The organism is Variovorax sp. Root411, from assembly GCF_001425205.1.
Lineage (GTDB): Bacteria > Pseudomonadota > Gammaproteobacteria > Burkholderiales > Burkholderiaceae_C > Variovorax.
Genome location: NZ_LMDW01000003.1, coordinates 17,648 through 43,689, shown reverse-complemented (window position 1 = coordinate 43,689; position 26,042 = coordinate 17,648). Strand labels below are relative to the sequence as shown.

Sequence of the window (26,042 nt, the reverse complement as noted above, 5' to 3'; positions counted from 1 at the left end):
CGGCGCGATCTTAGGCGGAATGTGGAAAGTATTTCCACTAGTGAAAACACTTGGCAAAAACGCTAGAGTGCCGCCATGACAGCCATACTCGAACGCAGCTTCAAGGTCCTCGAACACCTGGCCGGCCACCCCGAAGGCCGGGCGCTGTCCGCCCTCTCGGCTGAGCTGGAAATGCCGCTGAGCGCCACCCATCGCCTGCTGACCGAGCTGGTCCGCTGCGGCTACGTGCGCCAGGACCAGAGCCATGGCGACTACACGCTCACGATCAAGCTGGTGTCGCTGGGCCTGAGCTTCCTGAGCAACAGCGGCATCGTCGACGTGGCGCAACCGTTGCTCGACCGGCTCGCGGCCGAATCGGGCGAGCTGGTGCGGCTGGCCGTGGTCGACGGCGACGAGCTCACCTTCGTCGCCAAGGCCCAGGGCGCGACGCGCGGCCTGCGCTATGACCCGGACATGGGCTTGTCGGTGAACCTCTCGTGCAGCTCGGCGGGCCACGCCTGGCTCTCGACGATGACGGACGAGCAGGCGCTGCAGCTCGTGGCAAAGCGAGGCTTCGGCAAGCCCAAGGACTATGGACCCAAGGCGCCGACCACCGTGAAGGCATTGCTCGCGTACCTGCGCGCGGCACGCAAGCGCGGCTTCGCGATGATCAGCGAGGTGTTCGCGCCGGCCATGACGGCCATGGCCGCGCCAGTGCGCAGCGGCAACGGCGCGGTGATCGGCGTGATCACCATCGCCGGGCCGCTGGTGCGGCTCACGGAAGAACGCATGCTCGAGCTCGGGCCGGTGCTGCTGGCGTCGGCCGAGGACGTAGCGCTGGCCAGCGGGGCCTCCACGCTGTTCAAGCGAAGGGCCTGACCGGACGCCAAGCCGACGGCAGGGGCGCAGCGCTACTGCGGCCTTGCCAAGGTTTCCGCAAGCTCCCACAGCGAGCCCATCTGCCCAGAATGAAAGAGCAAGGGTGGCGTGTCGGTGCGCGAGAAGCGATCCACGCGACCGAGGATGATCGTGTGATCCCCCTCCTGGTGGCGTGAATACGTTGAGCATTCGAATGTCGCGACACTGCGCGTCAATCGTGCGCATCCGTTGGATGCAAGGGCGAAGGCTTCGCCGAAGCGCTCGAACTTGTCCGCCGCAGGCTTGGCGAAATGCCAGGCCAGGTCGCGCTGTTCGGCGGCGAGGACGCTGAGATTGAAGGAGCGCGCCGCAAGAAATGCGTCGGCGCTGCGCGTGTCGTCGCGAATGCTCCACAGGATCAGCGGCGGGTCCAGCGATACCGACGAGAAGGAGTTGATCGTCATCCCCTCGCGCTTGCCGTCCGGCGTGGTGGTCGTCACGAGGCACACCCCCGTGGGGAAGGCGCCGAGCGCCTGCCGGAGTTGGCGGGCATCGGCCGTGTCGGCGGCGTCGCCCGTGATCAGAGCCCAGGAGTACATGCCGGCACCTCGCTCAGTACTGGCCCTTCGGCTCGAGGCCGAGCAGGTATTGCCCCACCATGGAGGAGACCGCGTCCCAGTTCAGGCTGATGTGGCGCGAGATGGCATTGGCATCGCGCCACATCCGCTGGATCGGCTGGTTCAGCGACAGGCCCGCGCCTCCCACGCTGGCGAACACCGCCTCGACGGCATCGCGCGACAGTCGCGCGGCGAAGGCATGGTCGCGGCGATTGCGGATGCGCTGCTCGATGCTGATGACATGGCCGTCGAGCGCCATCTGCTCCACCTGCGCGGTGTCGCGGTAGAGCAGCAGGCGCGCCGCATCGACGCTTGCCGACGCCTCGGCCAGGCGGGACTGCACAGGGAAGAACTCGCTCAGCCTGCTGCCTGCACCAGCCACCGCGCCACGGGTGACGCGCGATCCGGCCAGCTCGATCAGCTCGTCGACCGCGCCCTGAGCGGTGCCGAGGATGGGCGACACGAGGCAGACCGGCACCGCCGAGAGAAAGGGAATGCGGTAGATCGGATTCGCATTGACCTTGGCGCCGGGCGGGCAGTTCGAGGAGGCCTCCGCGAACGTCAGCTTGCGGTGCCCAGGAATGAAGGTCGGCTTGTCGATGACGACGGCCTTGGAGCCCGTGCCTGCCTGGCCGGCGACGTGCCAGTTGTCCTCGATCGACCAATCCGACCGGGGAGCGAGCAGAAAGCCGGCCGTTGGCGGCGCGCCTTTTTCCTCGGGCGGGAACTGCACGCCCAGCAAGGCCCACTGCGAGTTGTCCACGTTGGATGCAAAGAGCCACTTGCCTTGCACGAGGTAGCCGCCATCGACCTTCTCCGCCATCGTCGCCGGCGCGTACGAACCGCAGACGATCGCGCCGGGGTCCTTGCCCCAGACGTCGTCCTGCGCCTCTTCGGGGAAGGTCGCGACGAGCCATTGGTGGATGGCTCCCAGCGAGCAGCCCCATGCCGACGAGGTGCAGCCCCGCGCCAGTTCGCTCACCACATCGATGAAGGCGGTGAATCCGTACTCGAAACCGCCATAGCGCGCCGGCTGCATCAGCTTGAAGAAACCCGCGTCGTGGAAGGCCCGCGTCGTTTCATCGGAGACGCGCCGATCCTGTTCGGTGCGCTGCGCCCGGGAGCGGAGCATGGGCACCAATTCGCTTGCGGATGCAACTATTGATTCGATCGACGGCGCGTTCTTCACCGGCGACTTCCGACCCGGAGCCGGGAGGTCGACGTGATTGAGTTGGGCAAACGGGTTCGCAGCATCTGTCATGGGTGTCTCCGGGAAAGGTGGATGGATATTGGGTGCGAAGCCTTGATTGGAGAAGAAAACATTTGCAAATGCAATCAATTAATCATAGGGGTTAACTCTATAAGTGGCCCGACGATTGTTTGTAAGATCAGCCATGGCAAAGCGAAAACCGTCCCTGGCATCGATCTCCGAACAACTCAAAGCACCTGCGGAGTCGGTGCGCGAATTGAATGCATCCACAGATAAATCGCCCAATCACGACCTGGAGCGCGCCATCCCCTACTTGCTTGCACGCGCAGGAACGCGGATGGGGCAATCGTTCAGCAAGGAACTCAAGCAATTCAACCTGTCGCTGACCGAGTGGCGGGTGTGCGTCGCGCTGCACCACGCGGCGCATCAGCGGCTCTCCGACCTCGCGCTGCACACCTCCACGGAGCCCTCCACGCTCTCGCGGGTGGTCGACGGGCTGCTGCAGCGGGGCATCCTGGTGCGCGACCGGTCGGACGAGGATGCGCGTGCGCTCGCCCTGAGCCTGACCGATGCGGGGCGCGACCTCGCGCTGCGCATCATTCCCCTGGCGCAGCTCTATGAGCGGGTGTCGTTGTCGGGGCTGAGCCTCGCGCAGGCCGAATCGCTGAGGGACATGCTTCGCATGGTCTATGACAACCTGGAAGTGCTCGACAACGAGTGATGCCGCGGTGAACATCAACACCATCGATCTGAACCTCTTCCTGGCGTTCCAGGCGATCTACGCCACGCGAAGCGTCACGCTGGCGGGCGAGCGCCTCGGCATGACCCAGTCGGCGGTGAGCAATGCCCTGAAGCGCCTGCGAGAGCGCTTCAACGACGCGCTGTTCGTGCGCTCGACCGACGGCATGGTCCCGACGCCGGTGGCCGAGCGGCTCATCACGCCGATCGAGGAAGGCCTCGCCTGCCTGATGCAGGCGGTCGACCAAGGCAGGACCTTCGAGGCGCAGACATCCGGGCGCACGTTTCGAATTGCCGTCAACGACATCGGGCAGCTGGTCATGATGTCGGAGCTGCTCCTGGTCGCGCGCGGCATTGCGCCCGGGGTGCGATTCGAAACCGTCGACGTGCCCATTGCCGAGGCACGCCAGCGCATGCTCCACGGGCAGATCGACATCGCACTGGGCAGCTGGGAGCCGATAGGGCCGTCGTTCTATCAGCAGCGGCTGTTCGACGAGACATTCGTCGTGCTGACATCGAGGGCGTCACCGCTTGGCAGCCGCGACAGCATGGATCTCGACGAGTACCTGGCGGCCGAACACATTGCGTACCGCCCCCATGGAACGACCGACTTTCAGTTGCAGCAGACGCTGGAGCGAGCCGGCGCGCTCGATCGGCGGCGCGTGGTGCTGACCGCTGCGCATTCGCTGGGCCTGTCGTCGATCGTCGCCTCGTCGGGACTGCTGCTGACGGCACCGGCGCGCCTCGCCCAGGCGATGGTGGCGTCGCGCACGGACCTGCACATCGTCAATGCGCCGTTCGAGGTCGTGCCCTTTGAAATCCGGCAGCAGTGGCACGAGCGATTCCACCAGGACAGCGGCAATCGCTGGCTGCGCGAGCTGATATTCGGGCTGTTCCATCAACGCTCGCAGCGAAATCAGGGAGTCGGCACCGATACGTAGTCGACCTGATGGCGCTCGGTGCGGATGCTGCCGAGTTCGCGCTTCACGCGAAGGTGCTCGGGATGGGTCGCATAGTCTTCCAGGCTCTGCGCATCGCGAAACCGCGTGAAGAGCACCACGTCGCAGGCGTAGTCGATGCGGCTCGTATCGATCCCGACTTCCAGCTCCAGGAGCCCAGGGATGCGACCGCGCAGCCCTTCGAACGCATCGCGCACCGCGATGGAGTTCGCGCTTCGTTCCGCGGCCGAGGCACCGGCGACGCGCCACATGACGATGTGCTTGATTTCCATGCCTTCAATCCCGTGGCGCCTTGTTCAGCACGAAGTCGTAGTCGAGTGTGTAGAAGGGTTCGTCCATGTGCGTTCCGTCCGGCGCGACGCCGGGCTCATGGCGCTTCCACTCGGCGATGAGCGAGGAGCGCACGCCGAACACGGCATCGGAATCCAGGTACGTGCCGCCCGAGCGGAACACATGGGTGATGAGCGTCTCGTACCCCGGCGCCTGGATCATGAAGTGCAGGTGCGCGGGACGCCAGGGATGGCGGCCGAGTTGCTCCAGCAGCTGCCCCACGGGGCCGTCGTGGGGGATGGGATACGGCACGGCCACGATGGACCTGAAATCGAAGCGGCCGTCCTCGCGCGTGCTCAGCTGGCCACGGCCTTGGGCGCTGCTCAGTTCGGGGCGCTGGACGTCGTAGAAGCCTTCGTCGTCGGACTGCCAGACGTCGATCCGCGCATCGGCGATGCGCTCGCCCTGGATGCCCCGCACGCTGCCCCGCACGAGGCAGGGCATGCCGTGGGCGCCGTTGGAGATGTCGTCGCCGTTCTGGTACTTCGGCGCGTCGGGGACATAGAAGGGACCGAAGACGGTCGCCTCCGTGCAGCCCGTCGGGCGCCGGTTGCACTGCGCGGTAACGAGCGTCGAAAGCCCGAGCACATCGGACAGCAGGATGAACTCCTGGCGCTTGTCGTCCGTGATCCTGCCGACCCGCGTGAGGAAGTCGATGCCGTGGGACCACTCGGCTTCGGTGAGCTGCACCTCGCGCGCAAAGTCGTGCAGATGGCGCACAAGGCTGTCCATCACCGTCTTCAGGCGCGCGTCGGCCGTTCCGCCCTGCGCCTTCAGCGTGGCGCTGGTGATGGTCCATTCGTCGATGTCGATCATCTGGTCTTCTCGCCGCGCCGGCACCTCAGGATTGCTTCAGCTTGAACAGCGACAGTGCGTTCGTGCGGCCGATCTTCAGCCGGTCGGCTTCGCTGATGCTCGTATCGTTGAACCAGTTCGATGCGTGGTCCACGTTCTCGAAGGGCCAGTCGGTCGAGAACAGGATCCGGTCCGAGCCGACTTCCAGCATCGCGTCGATCAGTGTCTGGGTGCGGAAGTTGCCGGACGTCGTGAGATAGAAGTTCTCGTGGAAATACTCGCAAAGCTTGCGCTTGGCGGGATAGCCTTTGGGCGCCTTGACCCAGGCATTGCGGTGGTCGACCCGCCACATGTTGTACGGAAGGCCTTCGCCGAGATGGCCAAGAATGATCTTCAGGCCCGGATGCCGGTCGAAGAGGCCGCTGGCCATGAGGCGCAGGGCATGGACGGCGGTTTCCTGCGCAAAGGCCCACGTGGGCCCGAGCAGCCAGGGGTGGCCTTCGTAGATCTGGGCCCAACTCGCGAGCGGGTTGCGCGGATGCAGATAGAACGGCGCGTCGAGCCGTTCCGCCGCGGCCCAGAAGGACGCGTACTGGGGCGCGTCGTAGTAGACGGCGTTGTCGGCCGTGCCGACCTGCGAGAATCCGTTGACCAGCGCGCCACGGAAACCAAGCACGGTCATGCAGCGCTCGAGTTCCTCGGTGGCCTTGTCGGGGTCCTGCATCGGCAAGGCGGCAAATGCCTGGAAGCGGTCGGGCCGCTTCGCGACCTGCTCCGCCAGGAAATCGTTGGCCCGGACGGAGAGTTCATAGGCCTTGACCGGATCGGGGACCGCCTGCACGGCGGGCGCGTTGAGCGAAAGAATCATCATCTCCATGCCGTTCTCATCCATCTGGCGCAGGCGCCCTTCATGGATGTCGACGAGACGACTGCTGAGCTCCTTCCAGTAATCCCCGGGCACGAAGCCGGCCGAGTCCTGCAGCGTCTCGGGCAGCGCAAAGTGTTCCTCGAGGCCGATCTTTCCTTGCATGGCTGTTTCCTTTTTTGCGGGCACGGTCCGCGGGTGTTGATTCGCGGCAGCGCCAACAGCGGCGCTTGCCTTGCAGGTCAATTTACGAAAGCCTCGCTGCAGCGTCGAACGAAATTCGGTGATGGCGCACATCTGGATTTCGCATGAAGGGCAGCTTGTGGGTAGACCCGCCCCAACATTTCCAGGCTTCATAGAGAACATCCTGAAAATGCGTTGGACCTTCCCGCGCCTGCAATCCACCATGCGAACGCCGTCAACGTTCGCCTGCCGATGACAAGGCGCTGACGCACCCCTTTTCCAACAACTCGGAGACACGAGTCATGCGTCAGATCGACCTTCACAAGCTGGCCGACGAAGCCCGCTTCAACCGCTTCCACGGGCTCGTGCTGTTCTGGTGCGCCCTGATCATCGTGTTCGATGGTTACGACCTCTCCGTGGTCGGCATCGCGCTGCCTTCGATCATGGCGAACATGGGCGTCCAACCGACCAACGCCGGATTCATGGTCAGTTCGGCCCTCTTCGGCATGATGTTCGGCGCCATCTTTCTCGGCACCATCGCAGACAGGATCGGCCGTCGATGGGCGATCGTCATCTGCGTAGCCCTCTTCAGCGTGTTCACCGCGGCAGCCGGGTTCGCCAAGGACCCCGTCACCTTTGGCGTGGTCCGCTTCCTCGCCGGGCTGGGCATCGGCGGGGTCATGCCGAACGTCGTTGCGCAGATGACCGAATACTCGCCGAAGAAGATGCGCGCAACCCTCGTCACGCTGATGTTCAGCGGCTACGCGGTCGGCGGGATCATCGCCGCGCTGCTCGGCAAGGGCCTGATCGAAACCTACGGCTGGCAGTCGGTGTTCTTCGCAGCGGGCATGCCGCTGGTCTTGATCCCCTTCATCCTGAAGTACATGCCGGAATCGATGCCGTTCCTTCTGGCCCGGGGACGAACCGAAGAACTGAAGAAGATCGCCTCCAGGCTCGATCCGAGCTACCAACCGCTGGCAACCGATCGCTTCGTCGTGCCGCCCGCCGACCGCGCAGCCGGCGCACCGATCAGGCACCTCTTCCAGGAGGGCCGCGGCTTCAGCACCGTCATGTTCTGGCTCGCATTCTTCATGTGCCTTTTCATGGTGTTCGCGCTGAGTTCATGGCTGACGAAACTCATGGCCGGTGCGGGCTACAGCCTCGGTTCGGCGTTGACGTTCGTGCTGGTGCTCAACGCGGGCGCGATGGTCGGCGCCATCGGCGGCGGCTGGCTCGCGGACCGCTTCCACATCAAGTACGTGCTGGCAGGCATGTATGCGCTGGCCGCGATTTCGCTCACGCTGCTTGGCTACAAGATGCCGACGCCGGTGCTGTTCGTCCTCATCGGCCTGGCCGGTGCGTCGACCATCGGCACGCAGATCGTGGCCAACGCATACACCGGCCAGTTCTATCCGATGGCAGTGCGCGCCACGGGTCTCGGGTGGGCGCTGGGCGTCGGGCGCAGCGGCGCGATCCTGGCGCCCATCCTGATCGGCGTGCTCGTGGGCATGAACCTGCCGCTGCAGCAGAACTTCATGGCCATCGCGATTCCGGCCGTGATCGGCATGGTTGCGGTTCTTCTGATCAATCACGGCCGGTCTGCGTCTGCGCAGGTGGTCGATGCCGACCGGCCTCGAGCCGAGCCGGGGGACGACGGCAAGCAATTGGCCGGTTCGTGAGCGACAAGGCGATCTGCTCCTGCTCCTCTTCCGGGCGGCCTGACAAGGCCGCTTTTTTCATGGTGCGGTCATTGTCCAAAAACGGGCACCGCCGGCGCCATACCTGAAAATTCGCGGGTTCGCTCGATACCGCACGACACTTCACCAGGAAAGTGTGCAAAATTCCCATCTGTGATCGGCCGTAGCGCCGCCGATCGGATACTCGGCTATTTCAATCTCCGCTCTCTTCCATCCATGCGCGCTGAAAGCGGTCTCCTCGAGGCACGAAGTGGCCTCCCCCAACCGGCGGCAGGACCCATGCCAAAAGACATGCTGGGATGCACGCTCGGTCATCTCCAGAAAGACCAGGCACTCTCGGCCAACGGCTTGCGGATCTACCGCAAGACCGTGAACGCCAATGAGCTCCACTATGTGGAAACGGCCGCAAGCGCGCGCGGGGTGCTGCTCGGCATCTCGTTGCGCGACGGCCACCGCAGGCGACTCCTCCATGAGCACCATGCGTCGTGCCATGACTTCGGCAAGGGCTCGATCTATGTCCGTGATTTTTGCGACCGCTACCGCGCGGACATGCAAAGCGGCTTCGACTTCGTGCTGCTCGAGATCTCGCATCCGGCCCTGGAACGCGCCATCGACGAAAAGCAGGGGCCCCGCGTCGGCGGCCTCGTCGATGTTGCGGGCGCCAGGGACGACGTGCTCTCCCACCTCGCCAGCGCGCTGACCCCTGCGCTCGAACGCCCTGCCGAGGTCAGCCAGCTGTTCATCGACCAGATCGGCGTCGCGATGACGAGCTACATGGTCGACAACTACGGCCGCGGAGCCACGGCAACCGGGCCCCGGACGAACCGGCTGCTTTCGCGTTCGCACGAGGCGCGCGTCAAGGAGATGCTGCGCAGCAAGATGAATGGCGACATCTCGATTGCCGAGATCGCCGACGCCTGCAACCTGTCGCGCAGCTATTTCATCCACGCCTTCCGCGAAACCACCGGACAGACGCCGCACCAATGGCTGATCGCGCAGCGGATCGAACGTGCGCAAGCGCTGCTGATGGACTTCGAACGGCCGCTGGTGGAGGTTGCGACGGCCTGCGGCTTTGCGGACCAGAGCCACTTCACACGCGTCTTTTCCCAGTACACCGGCAAGCCGCCAGGCGCCTGGCGCAGAGAGATCCGAATCGGCATGTGAAAAGATCCGGGTGCGCACGCCGATACGGAATGCGTCCGAATATGCAAAGCCGCGTCCAACCCTGCAAGACGGCGCGCGCCGCCGCGCGCACCATGGGATCCCCATCGAAGGAACCACCATGAAACCCTCCCTGCCGCAGCTCATGAGCCTCAACGGCGGCTTTGTCGACACCGCCGGCTTCCTGGCGCTGCATGGCCTGTTCACCGCGCACGTCACCGGCAACTTCGTCACCATCGGCGCGGCGCTGGTGCATGGCACCTCGGGCACGATCACCAAGCTGCTTGCGCTGCCGGTGTTCTGCATCGTGGTCGTGCTCGCACGGTTGTTGAGCTATGGCCTTCCCGGCCTTGGCCTGCCGGTGCTGCGCACGATGCTGGTGCTCAAGGCCGCGCTGCTGCTGGCGGGCGGCATCCTGGCCATCCGCTTCGGCCCCTTCGCCGATGGCGACAGCGCAAGCGCGATGCTCACGGGCCTGGTGCTGGTGTCGGCCATGGCGATCCAGAACGCGGTGCACCGCATCCACCTGGGCAGCGCACCGCCGACCACGCTGATGACCGGCACGACGACGCAGGTCATGGTCGATCTCGCCGACCTGATGCGCGGCAAGCAGGCGCCCGAAGAAGCGGCCGCCGCCCGCGCGCGCATGCGGCGCATGTCGGCCGCGGTGGTCTGGTTCGCCGCCGGCTGCGCGGCGGCGGCGCTCATCTACCTGCAGTGGAACGTGTGGTGCTTTGCCGTGCCACCGGTGCTGGCAGCCTGCGCCGTGATGCTCCAGCGCAGCACGCACGAGGGCGATCCTGTACCGGCGTCAGCTGCGCCTCACCTGTAGAGCCAGCGCGCCATCAGGCGCGTGTACCTCGGCATGATGACGTACACCATCAGCGCGACGATGGCGGCCGAGGCGATCAGGTGTTCGACCCCGTAGCTGGACAGCACGGGCACGGGCGCCAGCAACCGGTGCAGCGCCGCCGGCACCAGCATGGTCAGCGGATAGATCACCGACAGCGTCAACAGGAACTGCTTGTAGCGCTTGGCCGGCGGCTGCCCTGCGGGCGGGTGGAACCAGAACTCGAGCCCGCTGCGCGTTTCCACCTTCTCGTCGGCGTCGAGGAACGGCGCCACCTCTTCCACCAGCTGGCGGCGCGCCCCGGAGGCAAACCAGTCCTGCGCATGCGCGAGCGAATCGAAGCGGATGGTGATGGTGTACTGCAGGCTCCCCGCCGCCGGGTGAATCACGTTGACGCCGCGGTGCCCGGGAAAGCGCGAGGCGATGGGCACCACCTTCTTCAGCCATTGCTCATAGTCGGCCACGCGCTCGCGCTTCACCGTCTGCTGGATCACGGCGGTGACGGTCTCGGCCCCGGGCAGCGCACGCCCGGCGATCTCGTCCAGCGTAGCGGTGCGCAAACCGGGTTGGCGGTCGTCGGCGGTCATGCGTGTGTCTTTCTCAGAGGCCGAGCAGCTTACGGCCTTCTTCGGCCAGCAGGTCGTGCGTCTCGGGGTGCGCGCGCATGAAGGCGTTGAACACGGGGCACTGCGGAACCACCCTCAGCCCGCGCTCGCGCGCCGAGGCCAGGCCGGCCAGCACCAGTTGCTTCGCGATCCCCTGGCCTCGCAGGGCCTCGGGCACCAGCGTGTGGATGAAGGTGATGACGTTGCCTTCGAGCGAATAGATGGCAACCGCGTGCTCACCCTGAGCCGCGTATTCGAAGCGGTGCTTTGCGGGGTTGTCGCGAACCTGGATGGAAGAAGGAGAAGTGGTCATGAGAAATTCTTGATGTCCCGGGCGCGCACGAAGCACCGCTCCGGCAAGTCGCCATGGGCGCGCCCTGCCGGGGCGGTGTCAGCATCAGCCCTTGATGAACGCCAGCAGATCGGCGTTGACCTGATCGGCGTGGGTATTGCAGGTGGCGTGCGGCGCGCCGGCGTACGCCTTGAACTGGCTGCCCTTGATCATCTCGGCCGCGAGCTTGCCGGTGGCCTCGATGGGCACGACCTGGTCGTCGTCGCCGTGGATCACGAGCGTGGGCACGTCGATCTTCGCCATGTCGGGGCGGAAGTCGGTTTCCGAGAAGGCGGTCACGCAGTCGATGGTGGCCTTGATGGAGGCTTGCAGCGCGATCTGCAGCGTCTGCTTGAACACGCCCTGCGACACCTTGGCGCCCGGACGGTTGGTGCCGTAGAACAGCGTGCTGAAGTCGTCCAGGAACTGCGGGCGGTCGGCGGCCAGGCCGGCGCGGATGCTGGCGAACAGCGATGCGTCGGGCCCCCCGGGATGGTCGGCCGTCTTCATGAACAGCGGCGTCACGGCGCTGATGAGCGCGAGCTTGGCGACGCGCGAACTGCCCTTGCGCGCGATGTAGCGCGTGACGTCGCCGCCGCCCATGGAGAAGCCTGCGAGGATCACGTCCTTCAGGTCGAGCTTCTCGATCAGCTCGGCGATGTCGTCGGCGAAGGTGTCGTAGTCGTAGCCGGTCCAGGGCTGGCTCGAGCGGCCGAAACCGCGGCGGTCGAACGCGATCGCGCGGTAGCCGCGCTCCGCGAAGAACAGCATCTGCGCGTCCCACATGTCGGCGCTCAGGGGCCAGCCGTGGCTGAACAGGATGGGCTGGCCCGTGCCCCAGTCCTTGTAGTAGAGCTCTGTGCCGTCGCGCAGGGTGAGAGTGGTCATGGTTTTCCTGTGGGGTGGAGGGAAGAAACAGGGGAATGCGGAAGGGCTCAGCCTTGGCGCACCGACTCGAACAGGAACCACGTGCGCTGCTCGGCCTCGTCGATCCAGTTCTCCAGCACGCTGGCCGTGGCCACGTCGCCGTACTCGTCGCACACTGCGTGCGTGGCACGCATGAAGCCGGCCAGGCGCTGGTTGTCCTCGCGCAGCTCGGCCAGCATGTCGATGGGGGTCACGAAGTCGGCATCGTTGTCCGACAGGCGCTGCAGGCGCGCGGCGTGGCCGGTGGAGCGCAGCGTGGTGCCGCCCACCTTGCGCACGCGCTCGGCAATGGGGTCGACCGTGGCGAAGATCTGGTCGGCCTGCTCGTCCAGCAGCAGGTGGTAGTCGCGGAACGACGGGCCCGACATGTGCCAGTGGAAGTTCTTCGTCTTGAAGTACAGCGCGAACACGTCGGCCAGCAGCACGTTGAGCGCCGCGGAAATGTCGCGCGTGGCGTCGGCGCCCAGGTCGCTCGGGGTGTGCAGCGATGCGACGCGGCGCGCCTTGGTGCTGCCGGCCAGGGCCTTGACGGCCTTGGTGGATTTCGAATTGGCCATGTTTTTCCTTGGTACGCCTGAGTTGTCGGCGAAATTTCGTCTGTCGTCAGAGAGAAAGAAAGTGATGCACCTCGGGCTTGTCCGGGCCGATGTGGAAGCGCACGGCTTCGCTCTGCAGATCCGCGTCGGCGTGCGACACGCGGTGATGCTGGCGCAGGTGCTCCGCCCACGACTCGACGAGGAACCACTCCATCACGCGCTCGCCGTCGCCGGTGTGCTCGGTGATGCCCCATGCGTAGGCCCCATCGCGGCGGCGCTCCAGCGAGAGGCGCTTCATCGCGTCGAGGAAGGCCGGGCGGTCTTCCTTGCGGATGCGGTACTCGACCTGGATCATCACCGGGCCGCGGTCGTGCGCAATGGGCTCGGCCACCAGCGGTTCGGGCCAATGGTTGGAAGCCTGCAGGTCCGACTCGCCCGTGGGCAGCCGCGCACGGTGGAACAGCACGGCCACGATCACCAGGCCGATGGCGCCGGTCACCAGCGTGTAGGGCACGCCGATTTCCTGTGCAATCAGGCCCCAGCCGAGGCTGCCGGCCGCCATGGCGCCGTTGAACACGGTGAGGTACACCGCCAGCCCGCGACCGCGCACCCAGTTCGGCAGGATGGCCTGCGCCACGCCGTTGAGCGTGGTCAACGCAATGATCCAGCCCAGGCCCAGCAGCAACAGCAGCACGATGGCCAGCCACTTCGGCGGTGCGAACACGAGCGCGCCCATCACGGCGGCGGTGATCACCGAGGCCAGCAGCACGAGGCCGTCGGCATCGAGCCGCTGGCGCAGCCGCGGCATGACCAGCGCACCGGCAATGGCGCCCGCGCCGACGGCGCCCAGCAGCACGCCGTAGAAGCCGGCGGTGCCGCCCAGCATCTGGCGCGCCACCAGCGGCAGCAGCGCCCACACCGAACTCGCGAACAGGAAGAACACGGCCGCGCGCAACAGCACGCGGTGCAGTTCCTTGCTGGCGCGCGTGTAGCGCAGGCCGGCACGGAAGGCGCCCAGGAAGTTCTCCGACAGGCCGCTGTCGACCGCGGCCGGGCGCTTCCACCAGATCAGCGCGGCGATGACGAACACGTAGCTCAGCACGTCGGCGCCGTAGGTCAGGGCCGCACCGAAGCTCGCGAGGATCAGGCCACCCGCGGCAGGGCCGATGGAACGCGCGATGTTGATGCCCAGCGAGTTCAGCGCCACCGCGCTCTTCAGGTCGGATCTGGGCACCAGCTCCGGCACGATCGACTGCCAGGTCGGCCCCATCAGCGCCGCGCCGATGCCGCCGACGAAGGTCAGCGCAATCAGGTACTCGACGGTGAGCGCGCCTGTGTGCGACAGCACCAGCAACGTACCGCTCACGCTGGCCAGCACCAGTTGCACGAAGACCAGGAAGCGCCGGCGGTCGAGGATGTCCGACAGCACGCCCGCCGGAATGGCCAGCAGGAAGATCGGCAGCGTGGCCGCTGTCTGGATCAGCGCCACGGCCGTCGGGCTGGCCGACAGGTCGGTCACCAGCCACGAGCTCGCCACGTCGCGCATGAAGCTGCCGATGTTGCCGAGCACGGTGGCGGCCCACAGCACCGCGAAGACGGGCTGGCGCAGCGGCGCGAAGCTGCCGCCGGCGCCACCGGTCGGCCGCGCGGTTTTGACGGCCTCAATCATTCTTGCGTCCCTGCAGGTCGTGCCAGGCCACCAGCAGGAAGCCGCCGACCAGTCCAAGGTGTTCGAAGAACGAGTTGGCGGCCATGAAGCGCTCCTGGCCCACCGGCATCTGCCAGAAGCGCAGCGCCACGAAGGTGGCGAACAGCGTGAACGCTGCCAGCGCCACGGCGCCCAGCCAGCGGTAGAAGCCCGTGAGGATGAGCACCGAGGCGCCCAGTTCCAGCACGATGACGGCGGCCGCCATCGGTGCCGCGGGTGACACGCTGAAGTGGTTCATCTCGGCGATGGCCGAGCCGAAGTCCATCGCCTTGTTGAAGCCGCCCTGCAGGTAGGCCGCGCACAGCAGCAGCAGCGCGATCCAGCGCAGCACGGGTGAAGGTTGCCAGTGCATCGTCTTCATCACACCGCCCAGCAGGCGCAGCCCAGCGCGCCCCAGAAGCTCTTCAGGTCGGCAATGGGCAGCTTGCTGCTCCAGGCCGTGGCGTGCTGGTGGCCGTGCACGTTGCAGTCGTTGGCGCAGGCGCAATCCGCCGCCATGCGACGAATCGTCTGCTGCAAGGGGCGCCCTTCCTTGTCGCCCCAGCCCGCGTAGCCGCCGAAGGTGCGCGCGGGCGACCAGTCGGGCATGGCCGGCGGCGGCGTGCCTTCGTCCAGCGGCGCGAACGGGCCGGCGCCGTAGACCACCTTGCCGCCCACCATGGTGAGCAGCGCGGTGGTGCCGGCGATGTCCGATTCGGCGCAGGCGAAGAAGTCGCGGTCGGGCACCATCAGGTCGGCCAGCTGGCCGGCCTCGATGCGGCCCTTCTTGCCGACCTCGTTGGAGAACCAGGTGACCTTCTCGGTCCACATGCGCAGCGCCGTCTCGCGGTCGATGCAGTTGCGCTGCGGCGTGAGCTGCATGCCGCCCACGGTCTTGCCGGTGACGAGCCACGACAGCGACACCCATGGGTTGTACGACGCGACGCGGGTGGCGTCGGTGCCGGCAGACACGTTCACGCCCTTCTCGAGCATGCGCTTGACGGGCGGCGTGGCCTCGGCCGCGCCGGCACCGTAGCGCTCGACGAAGTACTCGCCCTGGTAGGCCATGCGGTGCTGCACGGCAATGCCGCCGCCGAGCGCCGCGATGCGGTCGATCGACTTCTCGGAGATGGTCTCGCAGTGGTCGAAGAACCAGTTCAGGCCAGCCAGCGGCGTGTCGCGGTTGACCTTCTCGAACACGTCGAGCGCGCGGTCGATGGTTTCGTCGTAGGTGGCGTGCAGACGCCAGGGCCAGCGGTTCTGCGCGAGCACGCGCACCACTTCTTCCAGCTCGCCTTCCATCTCGGGCGCCATGTCGGGGCGCGGCTGGCGGAAGTCCTCGAAGTCGGCGGCCGAGAACACGAGCATTTCGCCCGCGCCGTTGTGGCGGAAGTAGTCGTCGCCCTGCTTGTATTTGGAGGTCGAGGTCCAGTTCAGGAAGTCCTGCTTTTCCTGCTTGGGCTTCTGCGTGAACAGGTTGTAGGCCAGGCGGATGGTGAGCTGGCCGGCATCGGCCAGCTGCTGGATCACCTGGTAGTCCTCGGGGTAGTTCTGGAAGCCGCCGCCTGCGTCGATGGCGCCGGTGACGCCCAGGCGGTTGAGCTCGCGCATGAAGTGGCGCGTGGAGTTCACCTGGTAGTCGAACGGCAGCTTCGGGCCCTTGGCCAACGTGGCATACAGGATGGACGCGTTGGGCTTGGCCAGCAGCAGGCCGGTCGGGTTGCCGGCGCTGTCGCGCACGATCTCGCCGCCGGGCGGTGCGGGTGTGTCCTTGGTGTAGCCCACGGCGCGCATGGCGGCGCCGTTGAGCAGCGCGCGGTCGTACAGGTGCAGGATGAACACCGGCGTGTCGGGCGCCACCGCGTTCAGCTCGGCGATGGTCGGCAGGCGCTTTTCGGCGAACTGGTGCTCGGTGAAGCCGCCCACCACACGCACCCACTGGGGCGCCGGCGTGATGGCGACCTGGCGCTTGAGCATGCCCATGGCATCGGCCAGGCTGCGCACGCCGTCCCAGCGCAGTTCGAGGTTGTAGTTGAGCCCGCCGCGAATGATATGCAGGTGGTTGTCGATCAGCCCCGGCAGCACGCGCTTGCCCTGCAGGTCGACCACGCGGGTGCCGGTGCCGGCGAGCGGCAGCACGTCTTCGCCGCGACCCACGCGCAGGAAGCGGCCGTCCTTGATGGCCACGGCGCTGGCCTCGGGGTTGGCACGATCGAGCGTGGTGAAGCGGCCGTTGTGCAGGATCAGGTCGGGGGCGGAGGAACTGGCCATGTCGGGCTTCCTTTGGGCGTGGGAGGGGGTCATTGCCGTGCCGGCAATGGCGGCACCGAGTGTGCCCAGGCACAGGCGGCGGCGCTGCTCATCGAACAGATCGCTCATGACTCTTTGCGCGTGGTTGGTACAGCGGCGGCCGTGGCAGCGGGCTCGGCCTTGGTGCGTTGCGGCAACTCGCCGAACACATGCGGCGTGACCTGGTGCTGCAGCCATGAGGTGGCCGCGGCATCGGGCTTGATCACGCTCTTGATGAGCGGCGGGATCTGCTCGCCGAGCAGGATCCCGAGAAGCCCCACCAGGGCGATGACCGGCGGAGCCGGCGAGCGCACCTGGAACAGTGCGTAGATCACGCCGACCAGCAGGCCGAGCGCGAGCGACAGGACGTAGGGCTTCATCTTCGTGCTCACCGCGGGATTCAGCCTTCGTGCGCGCCGAACATGGTCTTGGCGTACGTCACGCCCAGGCCGTAGGCGCCGCCGAACTTCCTGGCGATGCCGGTGGTCATTTCGTATGTGTCGGTGCGGGCCCAGTCGCGTTGCAGCTCGAGCAGGTATTGCAGCGAGGTCATGGGCTGCGCGCCGGCTTGCACCATGCGGTCCATCGCGCGGTTGTGCGCCTCGGTGGACACGTCGCCGCAGGCGTCGGCGATCACGTACACCTCGAAGCCCTGGTCCAGCGCCGACAGCGCCGGGCCGACGATGCACACGCCGGTCCACAGGCCCGACAGCACGATGCGCTTCTTGCCGATCTCGTTGACGCGGTCGATCACGGCCGCGTCTTCCCAGGTGTTCATCGAGGTCCGGTCAAGCATCTTCTGGCCCGGGAACGCGTCGGTGATCTCGCTGAACATCGGGCCCGAGAAGCTCTTCTCGGCCACGGTCGTGAGGATGGTCGACACACCGAAGCCTGCGGCCGCGTTGGCCACCAGCGCAGCGTTGTTGCGCAAATTGACCGCGTCGATCGAGTGCGTGGCGAAGGCCATCTGCGACTGGAAGTCGATCATCACCAGCGTGTGGTCCTTGGGGGTGAGCAGCTTGGCGCCGGCGGTGGGGGTGGCTTTGATGGACATGAAATAACTCCGTGAATGAGATAGGCGAGAGATCGGTGAGAGAAAAAGGCTGGGGTTAACCCGTAGGACGCATCCTCGTTGGGAGCGAGGGTGCGTGTCTTGTCGATTAATGAGGCAGTTTGGACATTTGCCGTCGCGCGGCTCAGAACGCGGGCAGTTCGTTGGGGCGCAGGTCGAACACCAGCACCTCGGCGCCCTCGCCCTGGGCCAGGTCGAGCCGGCGCACGTCGCGCAGCCGCACACCATCGCCCTCGTTCAGGCGCTGGCCGTTGAGCGCCACGCTGCCGCGGGCCACATGGACATAGGCGTAGCGGTCGGCATCGAGCGTCAGCGAGGCCTGCTCGGCGCCGTCGAACAGGCCGGCGTAGACGCGGGCGTCCTGGTGCACCGCGAGCGAGCCGTCGGTGCCTTCGGGCGAAATGATCAGGCGCAGGCGGCCGCGCTTTTCTTCCGGCGCGAAGTGCACCTGCTGGTAGCGCGGCGGCACGCCCTTCTTGCCCGGCACGATCCAGATCTGCAGGAAGTGCAGCGCGTCAGTGGCCGACGAGTTGAACTCGCTGTGGCGCACGCCGGTGCCGGCACTCATCATCTGCACGTCGCCGGGGCGGATGACCGAGCCGGTGCCCATCGAGTCCTTGTGCTCGAGCGCGCCGTCGAGCACGTACGAGAAGATCTCCATGTCGCGGTGCGGATGGGTGCCGAAGCCGCGGCCGGGGGTCACGCGGTCGTCGTTGATCACCAGCAGGTCGGAGAAGCCTTCCTGCTTCGGGTCGTGGTAGTGGCCGAACGAGAAGGTGTGGCGGGACTTGAGCCAACCGAAGTCTGCGATTCCGCGGTCGGCGGCACTGCGAATTTCCAACATGGTTCATTCCTTTGCGGTTCTTGAATTCGATTGAATTCATAATTGGCATCGGAGGAATTTCCGAGGCATGGGATGAATCATCGGTCTTCAAGAAGGGCTTGTTGACGAAACCTTTTGCCGCCTATCATCGAATTTTTCGATCATTGATCCGGGCGCCATTTTTAGAAGGAAACGCCGCATGCTCAAGCTCAGCCTGGAAGCCATCGAGGTGGTCGATGCGATCGACCGCCACGGATCGTTCGCGGCGGCCGCCACGCGCCTGAACAAGGTGCCCTCCACCATCTCGTACGCGGTCGGCAAGCTCGAGGAGCAGCTCGGCATGCAGCTCTTCGAGCGCAACGGGCCGCGCATCGCACTCACGGCCGCAGGCCGCGAGATGCTCAAGGAGGGGCGCTGGCTGCTCGGCGCGGCGAGCGACCTCGAATCGCGCATGCGGCAGATCGCCACCGGCTTCGAGTCGGAGCTGCGGCTCGTGCACGACTCGCTCATTCCCACCGAGGCGCTCATCGACGACGTGCGCGCCTTCGAAGACCTGCGCTGCGGCACGCGGCTGCGCATCGGCTGCGAGGCGCTCACCGGCAGCTGGGAGGCGCTGCGCGAGGGCCGCGCCGACGTGGTCATTGCCGCGGGCGAAGGTCCGGCGGGCGGTGGCTACCAGGCCGTGATGGTGGGCAGCCTCGACTTCGCCTTCTGTGTCGCCCCTGCGCATGCGCTGGCGCGTGTGATGCGCCCGGTGCAGCGAGGCGATCTGCTGGAGCACAACGCCATCGTGGTGAGCGATAGCGCGCGCACGCTGTCGGACCGCACAGTCGGTCTGCTGGCGGGCCAGCCACGCATCGCGGTGCCGTCGATGGCCGCGAAGGTCGCGTGCCAGGTGGCCGGGCTCGGCCACGGCTTCCTGCCGCGCGCCTGCGTCGAGGGCGAGCTGGCGCGCGGCACGCTGATTGAATTGCAGACCGAGGAGCCGCGCGCGCCGGAGGCGTTCTGGCTGGGGTGGAAGACGGGTGCCACGGGGCAGGCGCTGCAGTGGTGGGTGAAGCAGCTGAATCGGCCGTTGGTGCCGGCCTTGTTGCCACGCTCGGCGTGATGCGGCGAGCCACAGCCGGAAGCGGCGCGCGGATCAGTCGGCGTTCAGGCGACGCCAGCGCGCCGGCGGAGTCCCGATGTGCGCGGAGAACACGCGCGTCAGATGGCTCTGATCGGCAAAGCCGCAGGCCGCGGCGATCTGCGCGATCGGAAGATCGGGCTGGCGCAGCAGGCGACGCGCGGCATCGACGCGCTGCGTCACCAGCCATGCGTGCGGGGCCCGGCCGACGGTCTGCTTGAAGGCCTTGCTGAAATGGCTGCGCGACAGCCCGCACTCGCGCGCCACCTCGGCCAGTGACACATCACTGGCGAGGTGTGCCATCAGGAAGGCCTTGGCACGGCGCTCCTGCCAGGGCGACAGGCCTCGTGAATCGGCATTGGCCACGTCCGCCGCGCCACCGTAGGCATGCAGCACATGGGCCTTCAATGCAAGCGCGAGGTGATCGACAAACAAGGTGCTCGCCTCTTCTGGCCGGATCAATGCCGGCAGCATCGCGCGGCCGAGGCTCGCCACCACGGTGTCGACCGTGCCCGCGTCGCAACGCAGTGCACGCACGCGGGGTACGTCCATTTCCTCGGCGAAGGAGTCGATGGTTTCGCGCGGCACGTGGAACAGCATCGAATGGAACGGACTGCACACATAGGCAGAGTTGCATTCCGACAGGTCGGTGATGTGAAAGGCCCCCTCCTGCTGCAGACCGAAGCGCAGCGTGGCACCGCCGCTGCAAATTCGCCGGGAGCCGCCCGACGCGATCTCCACACTGAGCAGGAAGGCATCTTCGGCAGGCAACGGCGGCAACACGAAAAGATGCGGGAGATCGTGGTGCATGTGCGCAATGCCGAGCTCCGAGCCCCAACGCGACGTGGCGACCAGCGACGGGACGGCATCGACGCCATATTGTTTCGCCAGGCGGTGGGCGAAGTGATTGTCGGAGCGGTGTGTGATCGGCATATGGGAGCGAAGGACTGTTGCGCACATCCCCGCAGAGGCCGACATCTTAGTTCGACCCCGCTTGGTCACACCCGGCACATCGTCCGACACCTGCAAGCCGCCATGCGGCACGCGGGGCAGGCGTCTGCCTCGCACCCCAATATTCACAGAACTTGTTCCGATTTTCAGTGGCTAGGATGAAGGTACTTCTTTGCAAGGGCCTTGAATTCAGCCTTTCTGCTGGGCGCTTCTGTCTCCGACTCGATGATCTCGGCGATCGCATCCGCGCTTTCCATCGCTGCTTTCGCATCCAGGAACAACAGGCGCGAACGTCGAGCCAGAACATCCTCGACGTTGCGGGCGAACTCGTAACGAACGGCAAAGCGTGCCATCGCCTCCGTCAATCCAGGTGCAATCACCCGATCCGCCCCCGGGAGTGCTTCGACCACATTGGCTTCAGACCCATAGCTGTGCGGCCCGGCCTGCTCGGCAAGTGTGTACCTTTGCCCGCCGCCAGTCGCACCTCCGAGTTGCGTCTTCGCAGACACACATGGCCCACCCAAGGCGATCAGCCCGGCGTTGCCGCACCGATCGAGTACATCTTCTGCCATGGAGCGATAGGTCGTCCATTTGCCGCCCGTCACCGTCACCAATCCCTCGGGCCGAACGATGACCGTGTGCTCGCGGCTGATGCTCTTCGTCTCGCGGCCCGTCTCCGCAGGGTTGTGGTTGACCAAAGGACGAAGACCCACCCATGCGCTGCGTATGTCCGAGCGTTTCGGCGCAATGGCGAAGAAGTTCTCGCACTCCCGCAAAAGGTAGTCGATTTCCAGCCGATGCCATGGCGGCCGGCAACGAGGGAAAGACCGCCGCCATCGCGTTCGGCGGCATGGTCGCCGCGCTGGTCGTCGAGGTAGCCAGCCACCTCGTGCTGCAGGGCTACCGTTCGAGAATTTCTCGGTGTTCGGCATGCCGAACCCCGAGAAATAGAGCCGGACAGAGAGGTAAATACGGCACGTTGCGAATTCGCGAACGATCAATCGGATGCGCATCTGCGTCGCTCGGCAGCATGGCAGTGCCGCTAACGCCAGCCTACTCTCGCAGCGTGAACACCACTGACAGGTAAGAGACCGGCTGGGTCCGAATGGCCTCGATCCCATGCAGTGCGGTCGCATCGAACAGCAGCGAGTCCCCTGCCCTCACCTCCGCAGTCCTGCCGCCGTAACGGTAGCTGACCTCCCCGGACAGGAAGTACAGGAACTTGAGGCCCGGGTGCTGGAAGGTCACGTAGGGATCGGCGCCGGGCAGCAACGTGACCAGATAGGGCTCGACGAACAGGTTGCCCGACGGGAGGTGACCCAGCAGCTCGTAGCGGTAGTCCGCCACGGCGCCGATGCGATCGACCAAGACACCATGTCCTGCACGCACATGGCAAAAGTCCGTGCGCCGCGCCTGATCACTGAAGAAGCGCGAGGTCGGCACATGCAGGCCCTGCGCGAGGCGCTCCAAGGTCTCGACCGAAGGCGAGACCAACCCGCGTTCGATGCGCGAAAGCATCGAGGCAGAAATTCCCGAGGTCTTGGCCAGTTCGCCGCCAGACACCTCGGCCGCCATGCGCAGCGCCCTCACCTGCGCACCGATGCGAGCCGCAGATAGGCTGCGCACGACAGGTGCAGATTGCCTCGGGCGGACGCGCGTCACCGAGACCGGCAGCCGCAGAGGTCGGGCCGTTGGCAGAGGCGAAGCAAGCTGTCGACGCGCCATTTGAATCTCACTCCGCTCCAGATAGTTGAGCTGACGAAGATGGAAATTTGCTCGAAGCAAAACACACTTTGCGTTTTGTTTTCAGCTAGTTTGCCAGAATTCCGGTCACAACAAAACGGATAGTTTGTGTACTCTTAGTGTTGGAGATTGAAAACTTGGGCGCATGCCCCGAGTAGTTGCAAACAAGCCCCAGCCACTGGACCCCGCGTCCAGCAAAGAGCTGGGGCGTCTGCAACAAGCATTTGGCGCACACCTGCGCGCCCTACGGCACGACCGCCTCATCACGATCGAGCAACTTGCGGAATTGGCCGGCTTGCACCCCAACTACGTTGGTTCTGTTGAACGCGGCGAGCGCAACTTGTCGCTCTTCAACATTTGGAGGCTGGCCGGCGGCCTGGAAGTCTCGGTCTCGCAACTCATGGAGACGCTGCCCGCGCGGGTGATCAAGCGTGCCCGCCGAGCCGGATAGCAGCCCTGGTCACGCTCAGGCAAAGTACGTCGTCGAGCCGAGTCATCCTCCGGCAATTGACAGGCAGCGCAGGCATCGATTGACCGGCTTTCTTACCCCGTCTGCTGTGAAGGTGGGGGCAAGTGCCCGGCGTCAACTATCCTGAGCTGGCGTGTTGCCTCACGAAGGAATGTTACCGGGAGGCTGGTTGTCGTTTGGTCTTCTTTTCAATATTTAATTGAAGGCTGTGGGCATGTGGGCAAAGGCTGCGGCGGTGGGCAACGCAGTCGCGCAGCGCTGCGTTGTCCACGGTCGCAGCCGGTGCGCCGCAGGCGCATCGTCCACATGTCCATAGCCTACCGGGCGCGAAGCGCCCGGCCCCCTCGCCCCTTGGTGGTGGTGAGTTCTGCGTTCAGGCTTCTACCGCCGCTGCATCAGCTTTGCGCAGACCGCCCAGGACCATTTCCATGACCCGCTCGCTGCGCCAGGCCTTCACCCGGCGCTGCAGCGTTCGCATTTGTGCCTTGCCGTCATAGATCTCTGGAACCATCGCGACCAGTCGATCCATCAACGCCTTGGGCGCGATCGAGGGCTCAGCGATCAGCCAACCCTCGATGACTGGCCACGCGTCGGCGAATGGGTCCGTGCGGGTTCGCCACCAGTGTTTGGCCTTCGGCTGCTTGCGATGCGTCGGACGCACTTCGCCTTCAGTCCAGGCGGACGACAAGCTGCGAAGGAACGCTGAGACATCGGCCGCACTTCTTGGCATCACTTCCTTCGGCGCGCCGTGAGCCGCGATCTCGCTCAACGTCTGCTGTGCGCTCCGGATTTCCTGCAGCAGCCGCACCGGGTCGAGTCTTTTGAATTGCGCCGTCAGCTTCTCCTTGATCGCCGGCTCGACGCCACTATGGGCAACAAGCCGTTCACATGGGGTCGCCGGCGCGAAGTAGACCTTGTGCACGCGAGCGCCGTCGCGCGTTTTGGATTTCAGCTTGAATGAGGGTTGGAAGAAGTTGATGTACAACCGCGACGACTCGTACAACTGCGCCAGAGCTTTCGTAGCTTCGCGACCACTCAGGCGGCCATAGCCGACCAGCCGCCGAACGACGGCACCGTTCTTCTGCTCCACCCAGGCCTGGTCGTTCTTCTTGTAGGGCCGTGATCGCGTCTGCTCGAGGCCGCGGCCCTTGCAATAGTCGAACACAGCCTGGCTCATGAAGGTGCTGTCGTTGTCCGAGTCAATGCCGAGCATTTCGAATGGCAGGTCGGCCGTCACTTTTTCGAATGCCTCGATCACCAGCATCTGGTCGCGCATCCTCATTGCCACGCATTCCGTCCAACCGCTGGCGATGTCGGTCAGCGTCAGGGTGTGAACGTAGTCACCGTCAGTCTTCGGGCCGCCGCAGTGCTCGACCATATCGATCTCGAGGAAGCCTGGCGCCGGATCCCACCAGTCGGCAAACGTGCGCACCGGAATGCTGCGCCTGATGGCCGCGCCCACGCCGCTGCGGCGCCGGCGCTTCCCATCGATATGCGAACGCGCATCGGCCAGGACGCGATCGATGGTCGCTGCGCTGACCTGCAAGACCTTGGTCTTGACGACCGGGTCCAGGTCGAGGTGGCCATGACGTTCCATCGCATCGACCAGCATTGGGATCAACGCCTTCAGCCGCTTGCCACACACCCGATCGGCGGCCTCCCACAGCAGCGTCAGCGCTTGCCGAACCGCCTCGTCATACAGACGGTTGCGTGTCCGCGTTTCCGTCCTGGCGGCCTCTTCTCGCAACACCCGGATGGCGTGCTTGCGGTGGTACCCGGTCAGGGCGACGAATTCATCCAGGATCTTCGTCTTCTCCGGCTGTGCCGCGCCGCCGTAGCGCGCTCGCAATGCTTCGATCAACTCCTTGCGTGTTGCCATGCTGATTCGCCTCGTCACGTAGTGCTGCTCCCGTCGGACCATCCGACGGGTAGCAAGTTACGTGAGGCAACAGGTCAGCTCGGGTAGCAATTCCGACGAGTCAATGCGGTCCCTGTGCGATCCACCCATCGGCCTCGGCCAGCGCCGTGATGTGCGCCTTGGAGATCGTCGCGACGGCATCGAAGTCGAAGCTCGCCAGGCTCTTGTCCGGCGGCAAGTGGCTGTCAACGCGAGCCCGAGCAAGTCGGCGGGTCTCGCGCTCGTTCACCTCCTGTTCGAGCAACGTCCCGAGGAAGCGCTCGGCCGTCCAGCCTTCACGATTGGACTGCTCGGCCAGATCGGCCCACAGTCGCTTCATCGTTGGAAGCCTCAACTCCCCCAGCATCAGGGGCAGGCGTGTGGCATCGGCCGCAGTGCGCGTGGTGGCCCCCGTGTTCATGCGGCCTCCAGTAGTTCGTCGTACACCGCCGCAATGAAAAAAGCCCTAAGTAATTGATTTACTTAGGGCTTTTGGACTTACGCGGACAACCGCGAAAGTAATGTTGGTGGCCTGGGGCGGAATCGAACCACCGACACGCGGATTTTCAATCCGCTGCTCTACCAACTGAGCTACCGGGCCATTGCATTTGAGTGCAGCCCTAAATTATACAGCGCTTCTTCGCCCTCTTGAAAGATCCACACCAAGTTGTTTGAGCTTTCGATAGAGATGGGTGCGTTCGAGACCGGTTTTCTCGGCGACGCGGGTCATCGAACCGTTCTCCATCGCGAGGTGGAACTCGAAGTACGCTTTCTCGAAACCGTCTCGCGCGTCGCGCAGCGGGCGGTCGAGGTCGAAGCTCTGCGTCGACTGGGGGCCCGCGTCGACCACGGGCACGGAAGCCAGCGAGGCCATCAGCAAGCTGTCGCCCGTCGTCGTGATGGCGGCCGCTTGGCTGCCGGCGACCGGCGCCGGCACCACGCCCGCGGCGGCGCGGCGTGCGCTCTCGCGTGCCAGGCCCTGCTCCACTGCCTTGAGCAGCTTCTGCATGGTGATGGGTTTTTCGAGGAAGGCGAACGCGCCGATGCGCGTGGCGTCGACCGCGGTGTCGATGGTGGCGTGGCCACTCATCATGATGACGGGCATGCTCAGCAGGCCTGCTGTGGACCACTCCTTGAGCAAGGTGACGCCGTCGGTGTCGGGCATCCAGATGTCGAGCAGCACGAGGTCGGGCCGCGCGCGCTGCCGCGCAGCGCGGGCCTCGGCGGCGTTTTCCGCGAGCTCCACGTTGTGGCCTTCGTCATTGAGAATTTCGAAGAGCAGGTCCCGGATGCCCAGCTCGTCATCGACCACGAGAATGTTTGCCATGAGTGCTGCTTGTTGTT

Annotated in this window: 29 protein-coding genes and 1 tRNA gene; 8 read left to right on the top strand and 22 right to left on the bottom strand. The window is 65.5% G+C overall.

All coding sequences use genetic code 11. The features are described 5' to 3' along the window. The first annotated feature begins 75 nt into the window (after window positions 1-75). Window positions 76-858, top strand: coding sequence for an IclR family transcriptional regulator (locus ASC92_RS08020; protein WP_056512992.1), 783 nt, complete (start codon window positions 76-78; stop codon window positions 856-858). 32 nt (window positions 859-890) lie between these two features. Here the strand turns inward: ASC92_RS08020 and ASC92_RS08015 are convergent, their stop codons facing one another. After that, entirely contained in the window at window positions 891-1,436 is a 546-nt protein-coding gene (locus ASC92_RS08015; RefSeq protein WP_056512988.1) for a flavin reductase family protein, read from the bottom strand. A 13-nt stretch (window positions 1,437-1,449) separates the two neighbouring features. Beyond that, window positions 1,450-2,715, bottom strand: a complete 1,266-nt coding sequence (locus tag ASC92_RS08010; RefSeq protein WP_056512984.1) for an acyl-CoA dehydrogenase family protein — start codon at window positions 2,713-2,715, stop codon at window positions 1,450-1,452. Between the two features lie 133 nt (window positions 2,716-2,848). Here ASC92_RS08010 and ASC92_RS08005 point away from each other — a divergent pair, with 133 nt between their 5' ends. Together ASC92_RS08005 and ASC92_RS08000 are read left to right on the top strand one after the other, a co-directional pair. After that, on the top strand, window positions 2,849-3,385 hold the full coding sequence (locus ASC92_RS08005; protein WP_056512981.1) for a MarR family winged helix-turn-helix transcriptional regulator: 537 nt from the start codon (window positions 2,849-2,851) through the stop codon (window positions 3,383-3,385). A gap of 7 nt (window positions 3,386-3,392) precedes the next feature. Then, the gene (locus tag ASC92_RS08000) at window positions 3,393-4,343 is read left to right on the top strand and encodes a LysR family transcriptional regulator (protein ID WP_056512978.1); all 951 of its coding nucleotides are present in this window, start codon (window positions 3,393-3,395) and stop codon (window positions 4,341-4,343) included. On the opposite strand, the gene ASC92_RS07995 is transcribed toward ASC92_RS08000, so the two are convergent. From ASC92_RS07995 to ASC92_RS07985, 3 genes are read right to left on the bottom strand one after another with little or no spacing between them, the layout of a single operon-like run. Continuing rightward, window positions 4,319-4,633, bottom strand: a complete 315-nt coding sequence (locus tag ASC92_RS07995) for a Dabb family protein (protein WP_056512974.1) — start codon at window positions 4,631-4,633, stop codon at window positions 4,319-4,321. The two genes, ASC92_RS08000 and ASC92_RS07995, sit on opposite strands and share 25 nt — an antisense overlap. A 4-nt stretch (window positions 4,634-4,637) precedes the next feature. Further along, window positions 4,638-5,507, bottom strand: coding sequence for an intradiol ring-cleavage dioxygenase (locus tag ASC92_RS07990; RefSeq protein WP_056512971.1), 870 nt, complete (start codon window positions 5,505-5,507; stop codon window positions 4,638-4,640). Between the two features lie 25 nt (window positions 5,508-5,532). Next, window positions 5,533-6,516 (bottom strand): amidohydrolase family protein, encoded by a 984-nt coding sequence (locus tag ASC92_RS07985; protein ID WP_056512967.1) that lies wholly within the window; start codon window positions 6,514-6,516, stop codon window positions 5,533-5,535. Between the two features lie 320 nt (window positions 6,517-6,836). Here ASC92_RS07985 and ASC92_RS07980 point away from each other — a divergent pair, with 320 nt between their 5' ends. The 3 genes from ASC92_RS07980 (at window position 6,837) to ASC92_RS07970 (ending at window position 10,224) form a co-directional block, all read left to right on the top strand. Further along, window positions 6,837-8,213, top strand: coding sequence for an MFS transporter (locus tag ASC92_RS07980; protein WP_056512964.1), 1,377 nt, complete (start codon window positions 6,837-6,839; stop codon window positions 8,211-8,213). A gap of 171 nt (window positions 8,214-8,384) precedes the next feature. Beyond that, window positions 8,385-9,395: a helix-turn-helix transcriptional regulator gene (locus tag ASC92_RS07975; protein ID WP_235505728.1), complete on the top strand. Its 1,011-nt coding sequence runs from the start codon at window positions 8,385-8,387 to the stop codon at window positions 9,393-9,395. Window positions 9,396-9,513: 118 nt separating this feature from the next. Continuing rightward, entirely contained in the window at window positions 9,514-10,224 is a 711-nt protein-coding gene (locus ASC92_RS07970; protein ID WP_056512958.1) for a DUF1275 family protein, read from the top strand. Here the strand turns inward: ASC92_RS07970 and ASC92_RS07965 are convergent. The 10 genes from ASC92_RS07965 to ASC92_RS07920 form a co-directional block, all read right to left on the bottom strand. Beyond that, window positions 10,215-10,829, bottom strand: a complete 615-nt coding sequence (locus ASC92_RS07965; RefSeq protein ID WP_056512954.1) for an antibiotic biosynthesis monooxygenase — start codon at window positions 10,827-10,829, stop codon at window positions 10,215-10,217. The genes ASC92_RS07970 and ASC92_RS07965 overlap by 10 nt on opposite strands. 13 nt (window positions 10,830-10,842) lie before the next feature. Continuing rightward, entirely contained in the window at window positions 10,843-11,160 is a 318-nt protein-coding gene (locus ASC92_RS07960; RefSeq protein WP_056512951.1) for a GNAT family N-acetyltransferase, read from the bottom strand. An 84-nt stretch (window positions 11,161-11,244) separates the two neighbouring features. Next, entirely contained in the window at window positions 11,245-12,066 is an 822-nt protein-coding gene (locus ASC92_RS07955) for an alpha/beta fold hydrolase (protein ID WP_056512948.1), read from the bottom strand. A 47-nt stretch (window positions 12,067-12,113) separates the two neighbouring features. Further along, window positions 12,114-12,662 carry a Dps family protein gene (locus ASC92_RS07950; RefSeq protein WP_056512944.1) on the bottom strand — a complete coding sequence of 183 codons (549 nt, stop codon included), beginning with the start codon at window positions 12,660-12,662 and terminating at the stop codon, window positions 12,114-12,116. Window positions 12,663-12,708: 46 nt separating this feature from the next. Beyond that, entirely contained in the window at window positions 12,709-14,310 is a 1,602-nt protein-coding gene (locus ASC92_RS07945) for an MFS transporter (protein ID WP_056512942.1), read from the bottom strand. Next, window positions 14,303-14,710, bottom strand: coding sequence for a DoxX family protein (locus ASC92_RS07940; protein ID WP_200935954.1), 408 nt, complete (start codon window positions 14,708-14,710; stop codon window positions 14,303-14,305). Before ASC92_RS07940 ends, ASC92_RS07945 begins: the two co-directional genes overlap by 8 nt. Then, window positions 14,710-16,599: an amidohydrolase gene (locus ASC92_RS07935; protein ID WP_056513300.1), complete on the bottom strand. Its 1,890-nt coding sequence runs from the start codon at window positions 16,597-16,599 to the stop codon at window positions 14,710-14,712. The genes ASC92_RS07940 and ASC92_RS07935 overlap by 1 nt, the downstream gene beginning before the upstream one ends. 104 nt (window positions 16,600-16,703) lie before the next feature. Beyond that, window positions 16,704-16,997 carry a DUF1427 family protein gene (locus ASC92_RS07930; protein WP_056513297.1) on the bottom strand — a complete coding sequence of 98 codons (294 nt, stop codon included), beginning with the start codon at window positions 16,995-16,997 and terminating at the stop codon, window positions 16,704-16,706. A 20-nt stretch (window positions 16,998-17,017) separates the two neighbouring features. After that, window positions 17,018-17,671: a hydrolase gene (locus tag ASC92_RS07925; RefSeq protein WP_056512938.1), complete on the bottom strand. Its 654-nt coding sequence runs from the start codon at window positions 17,669-17,671 to the stop codon at window positions 17,018-17,020. A 142-nt stretch (window positions 17,672-17,813) separates the two neighbouring features. Next, window positions 17,814-18,533, bottom strand: a complete 720-nt coding sequence (locus tag ASC92_RS07920; RefSeq protein WP_056512935.1) for a pirin family protein — start codon at window positions 18,531-18,533, stop codon at window positions 17,814-17,816. 178 nt (window positions 18,534-18,711) lie between these two features. Here ASC92_RS07920 and ASC92_RS07915 point away from each other — a divergent pair, with 178 nt between their 5' ends. Then, complete coding sequence (locus ASC92_RS07915) at window positions 18,712-19,620, top strand: LysR family transcriptional regulator (protein ID WP_056512931.1); 909 nt, start codon at window positions 18,712-18,714, stop codon at window positions 19,618-19,620. A 33-nt stretch (window positions 19,621-19,653) separates the two neighbouring features. On the opposite strand, the gene ASC92_RS07910 is transcribed toward ASC92_RS07915, so the two are convergent. From ASC92_RS07910 to ASC92_RS07900, 3 genes are all read right to left on the bottom strand, one after another. Further along, complete coding sequence (locus tag ASC92_RS07910) at window positions 19,654-20,661, bottom strand: AraC family transcriptional regulator (protein WP_235505742.1); 1,008 nt, start codon at window positions 20,659-20,661, stop codon at window positions 19,654-19,656. Window positions 20,662-20,735: 74 nt separating this feature from the next. Further along, on the bottom strand, window positions 20,736-21,287 hold the full coding sequence (locus ASC92_RS28885) for a glycerol-3-phosphate dehydrogenase C-terminal domain-containing protein (protein ID WP_162245708.1): 552 nt from the start codon (window positions 21,285-21,287) through the stop codon (window positions 20,736-20,738). Window positions 21,288-21,642: 355 nt separating this feature from the next. Beyond that, on the bottom strand, window positions 21,643-22,215 hold the full coding sequence (locus ASC92_RS07900) for a helix-turn-helix domain-containing protein (protein WP_056512922.1): 573 nt from the start codon (window positions 22,213-22,215) through the stop codon (window positions 21,643-21,645). A 262-nt stretch (window positions 22,216-22,477) separates the two neighbouring features. On the opposite strand from ASC92_RS07900, the gene ASC92_RS07895 reads away from it, so the two are divergent. Beyond that, the gene (locus ASC92_RS07895; protein ID WP_056512920.1) at window positions 22,478-22,783 is read left to right on the top strand and encodes a helix-turn-helix domain-containing protein; all 306 of its coding nucleotides are present in this window, start codon (window positions 22,478-22,480) and stop codon (window positions 22,781-22,783) included. Window positions 22,784-23,174: 391 nt separating this feature from the next. Here ASC92_RS07895 and ASC92_RS07890 read toward each other — a convergent pair whose 3' ends face one another. The 4 genes from ASC92_RS07890 to ASC92_RS07875 form a co-directional block, all read right to left on the bottom strand. Further along, window positions 23,175-24,680 (bottom strand): ISNCY family transposase, encoded by a 1,506-nt coding sequence (locus ASC92_RS07890; protein WP_056512917.1) that lies wholly within the window; start codon window positions 24,678-24,680, stop codon window positions 23,175-23,177. 100 nt (window positions 24,681-24,780) lie between these two features. Continuing rightward, window positions 24,781-25,119, bottom strand: coding sequence for an ATP-binding protein (locus ASC92_RS07885; protein WP_200935953.1), 339 nt, complete (start codon window positions 25,117-25,119; stop codon window positions 24,781-24,783). A gap of 104 nt (window positions 25,120-25,223) precedes the next feature. Then, window positions 25,224-25,299: transfer RNA gene (locus tag ASC92_RS07880), tRNA-Phe, on the bottom strand. Window positions 25,300-25,323: 24 nt separating this feature from the next. After that, the gene (locus tag ASC92_RS07875) at window positions 25,324-26,025 is read right to left on the bottom strand and encodes a response regulator (protein WP_056512914.1); all 702 of its coding nucleotides are present in this window, start codon (window positions 26,023-26,025) and stop codon (window positions 25,324-25,326) included. Window positions 26,026-26,042 lie beyond the last annotated feature (17 nt).

Excerpts from the sequence above, each read along its gene's own strand:
- ASC92_RS08020 (WP_056512992.1), top strand. The coding sequence starts at position 76 with ATGACAGCCATACTCGAACGCAGCTTCAAGGTCCTCGAACACCTGGCC.
- ASC92_RS08015 (WP_056512988.1), bottom strand. The coding sequence starts at position 1,436 with ATGTACTCCTGGGCTCTGATCACGGGCGACGCCGCCGACACGGCCGAT.
- ASC92_RS08010 (WP_056512984.1), bottom strand. The coding sequence starts at position 2,715 with ATGACAGATGCTGCGAACCCGTTTGCCCAACTCAATCACGTCGACCTC.
- ASC92_RS08005 (WP_056512981.1), top strand. The coding sequence starts at position 2,849 with ATGGCAAAGCGAAAACCGTCCCTGGCATCGATCTCCGAACAACTCAAA.
- ASC92_RS07995 (WP_056512974.1), bottom strand. The coding sequence starts at position 4,633 with ATGGAAATCAAGCACATCGTCATGTGGCGCGTCGCCGGTGCCTCGGCC.
- ASC92_RS07990 (WP_056512971.1), bottom strand. The coding sequence starts at position 5,507 with ATGATCGACATCGACGAATGGACCATCACCAGCGCCACGCTGAAGGCG.
- ASC92_RS07985 (WP_056512967.1), bottom strand. The coding sequence starts at position 6,516 with ATGCAAGGAAAGATCGGCCTCGAGGAACACTTTGCGCTGCCCGAGACG.
- ASC92_RS07980 (WP_056512964.1), top strand. The coding sequence starts at position 6,837 with ATGCGTCAGATCGACCTTCACAAGCTGGCCGACGAAGCCCGCTTCAAC.
- ASC92_RS07970 (WP_056512958.1), top strand. The coding sequence starts at position 9,514 with ATGAAACCCTCCCTGCCGCAGCTCATGAGCCTCAACGGCGGCTTTGTC.
- ASC92_RS07965 (WP_056512954.1), bottom strand. The coding sequence starts at position 10,829 with ATGACCGCCGACGACCGCCAACCCGGTTTGCGCACCGCTACGCTGGAC.
- ASC92_RS07960 (WP_056512951.1), bottom strand. The coding sequence starts at position 11,160 with ATGACCACTTCTCCTTCTTCCATCCAGGTTCGCGACAACCCCGCAAAG.
- ASC92_RS07955 (WP_056512948.1), bottom strand. The coding sequence starts at position 12,066 with ATGACCACTCTCACCCTGCGCGACGGCACAGAGCTCTACTACAAGGAC.
- ASC92_RS07950 (WP_056512944.1), bottom strand. The coding sequence starts at position 12,662 with ATGGCCAATTCGAAATCCACCAAGGCCGTCAAGGCCCTGGCCGGCAGC.
- ASC92_RS07945 (WP_056512942.1), bottom strand. The coding sequence starts at position 14,310 with ATGATTGAGGCCGTCAAAACCGCGCGGCCGACCGGTGGCGCCGGCGGC.
- ASC92_RS07940 (WP_200935954.1), bottom strand. The coding sequence starts at position 14,710 with ATGAAGACGATGCACTGGCAACCTTCACCCGTGCTGCGCTGGATCGCG.
- ASC92_RS07935 (WP_056513300.1), bottom strand. The coding sequence starts at position 16,599 with ATGGCCAGTTCCTCCGCCCCCGACCTGATCCTGCACAACGGCCGCTTC.
- ASC92_RS07930 (WP_056513297.1), bottom strand. The coding sequence starts at position 16,997 with ATGAAGCCCTACGTCCTGTCGCTCGCGCTCGGCCTGCTGGTCGGCGTG.
- ASC92_RS07925 (WP_056512938.1), bottom strand. The coding sequence starts at position 17,671 with ATGTCCATCAAAGCCACCCCCACCGCCGGCGCCAAGCTGCTCACCCCC.
- ASC92_RS07920 (WP_056512935.1), bottom strand. The coding sequence starts at position 18,533 with ATGTTGGAAATTCGCAGTGCCGCCGACCGCGGAATCGCAGACTTCGGT.
- ASC92_RS07915 (WP_056512931.1), top strand. The coding sequence starts at position 18,712 with ATGCTCAAGCTCAGCCTGGAAGCCATCGAGGTGGTCGATGCGATCGAC.
- ASC92_RS07895 (WP_056512920.1), top strand. The coding sequence starts at position 22,478 with ATGCCCCGAGTAGTTGCAAACAAGCCCCAGCCACTGGACCCCGCGTCC.
- ASC92_RS07890 (WP_056512917.1), bottom strand. The coding sequence starts at position 24,680 with ATGGCAACACGCAAGGAGTTGATCGAAGCATTGCGAGCGCGCTACGGC.
- ASC92_RS07885 (WP_200935953.1), bottom strand. The coding sequence starts at position 25,119 with ATGAACACGGGGGCCACCACGCGCACTGCGGCCGATGCCACACGCCTG.
- ASC92_RS07875 (WP_056512914.1), bottom strand. The coding sequence starts at position 26,025 with ATGGCAAACATTCTCGTGGTCGATGACGAGCTGGGCATCCGGGACCTG.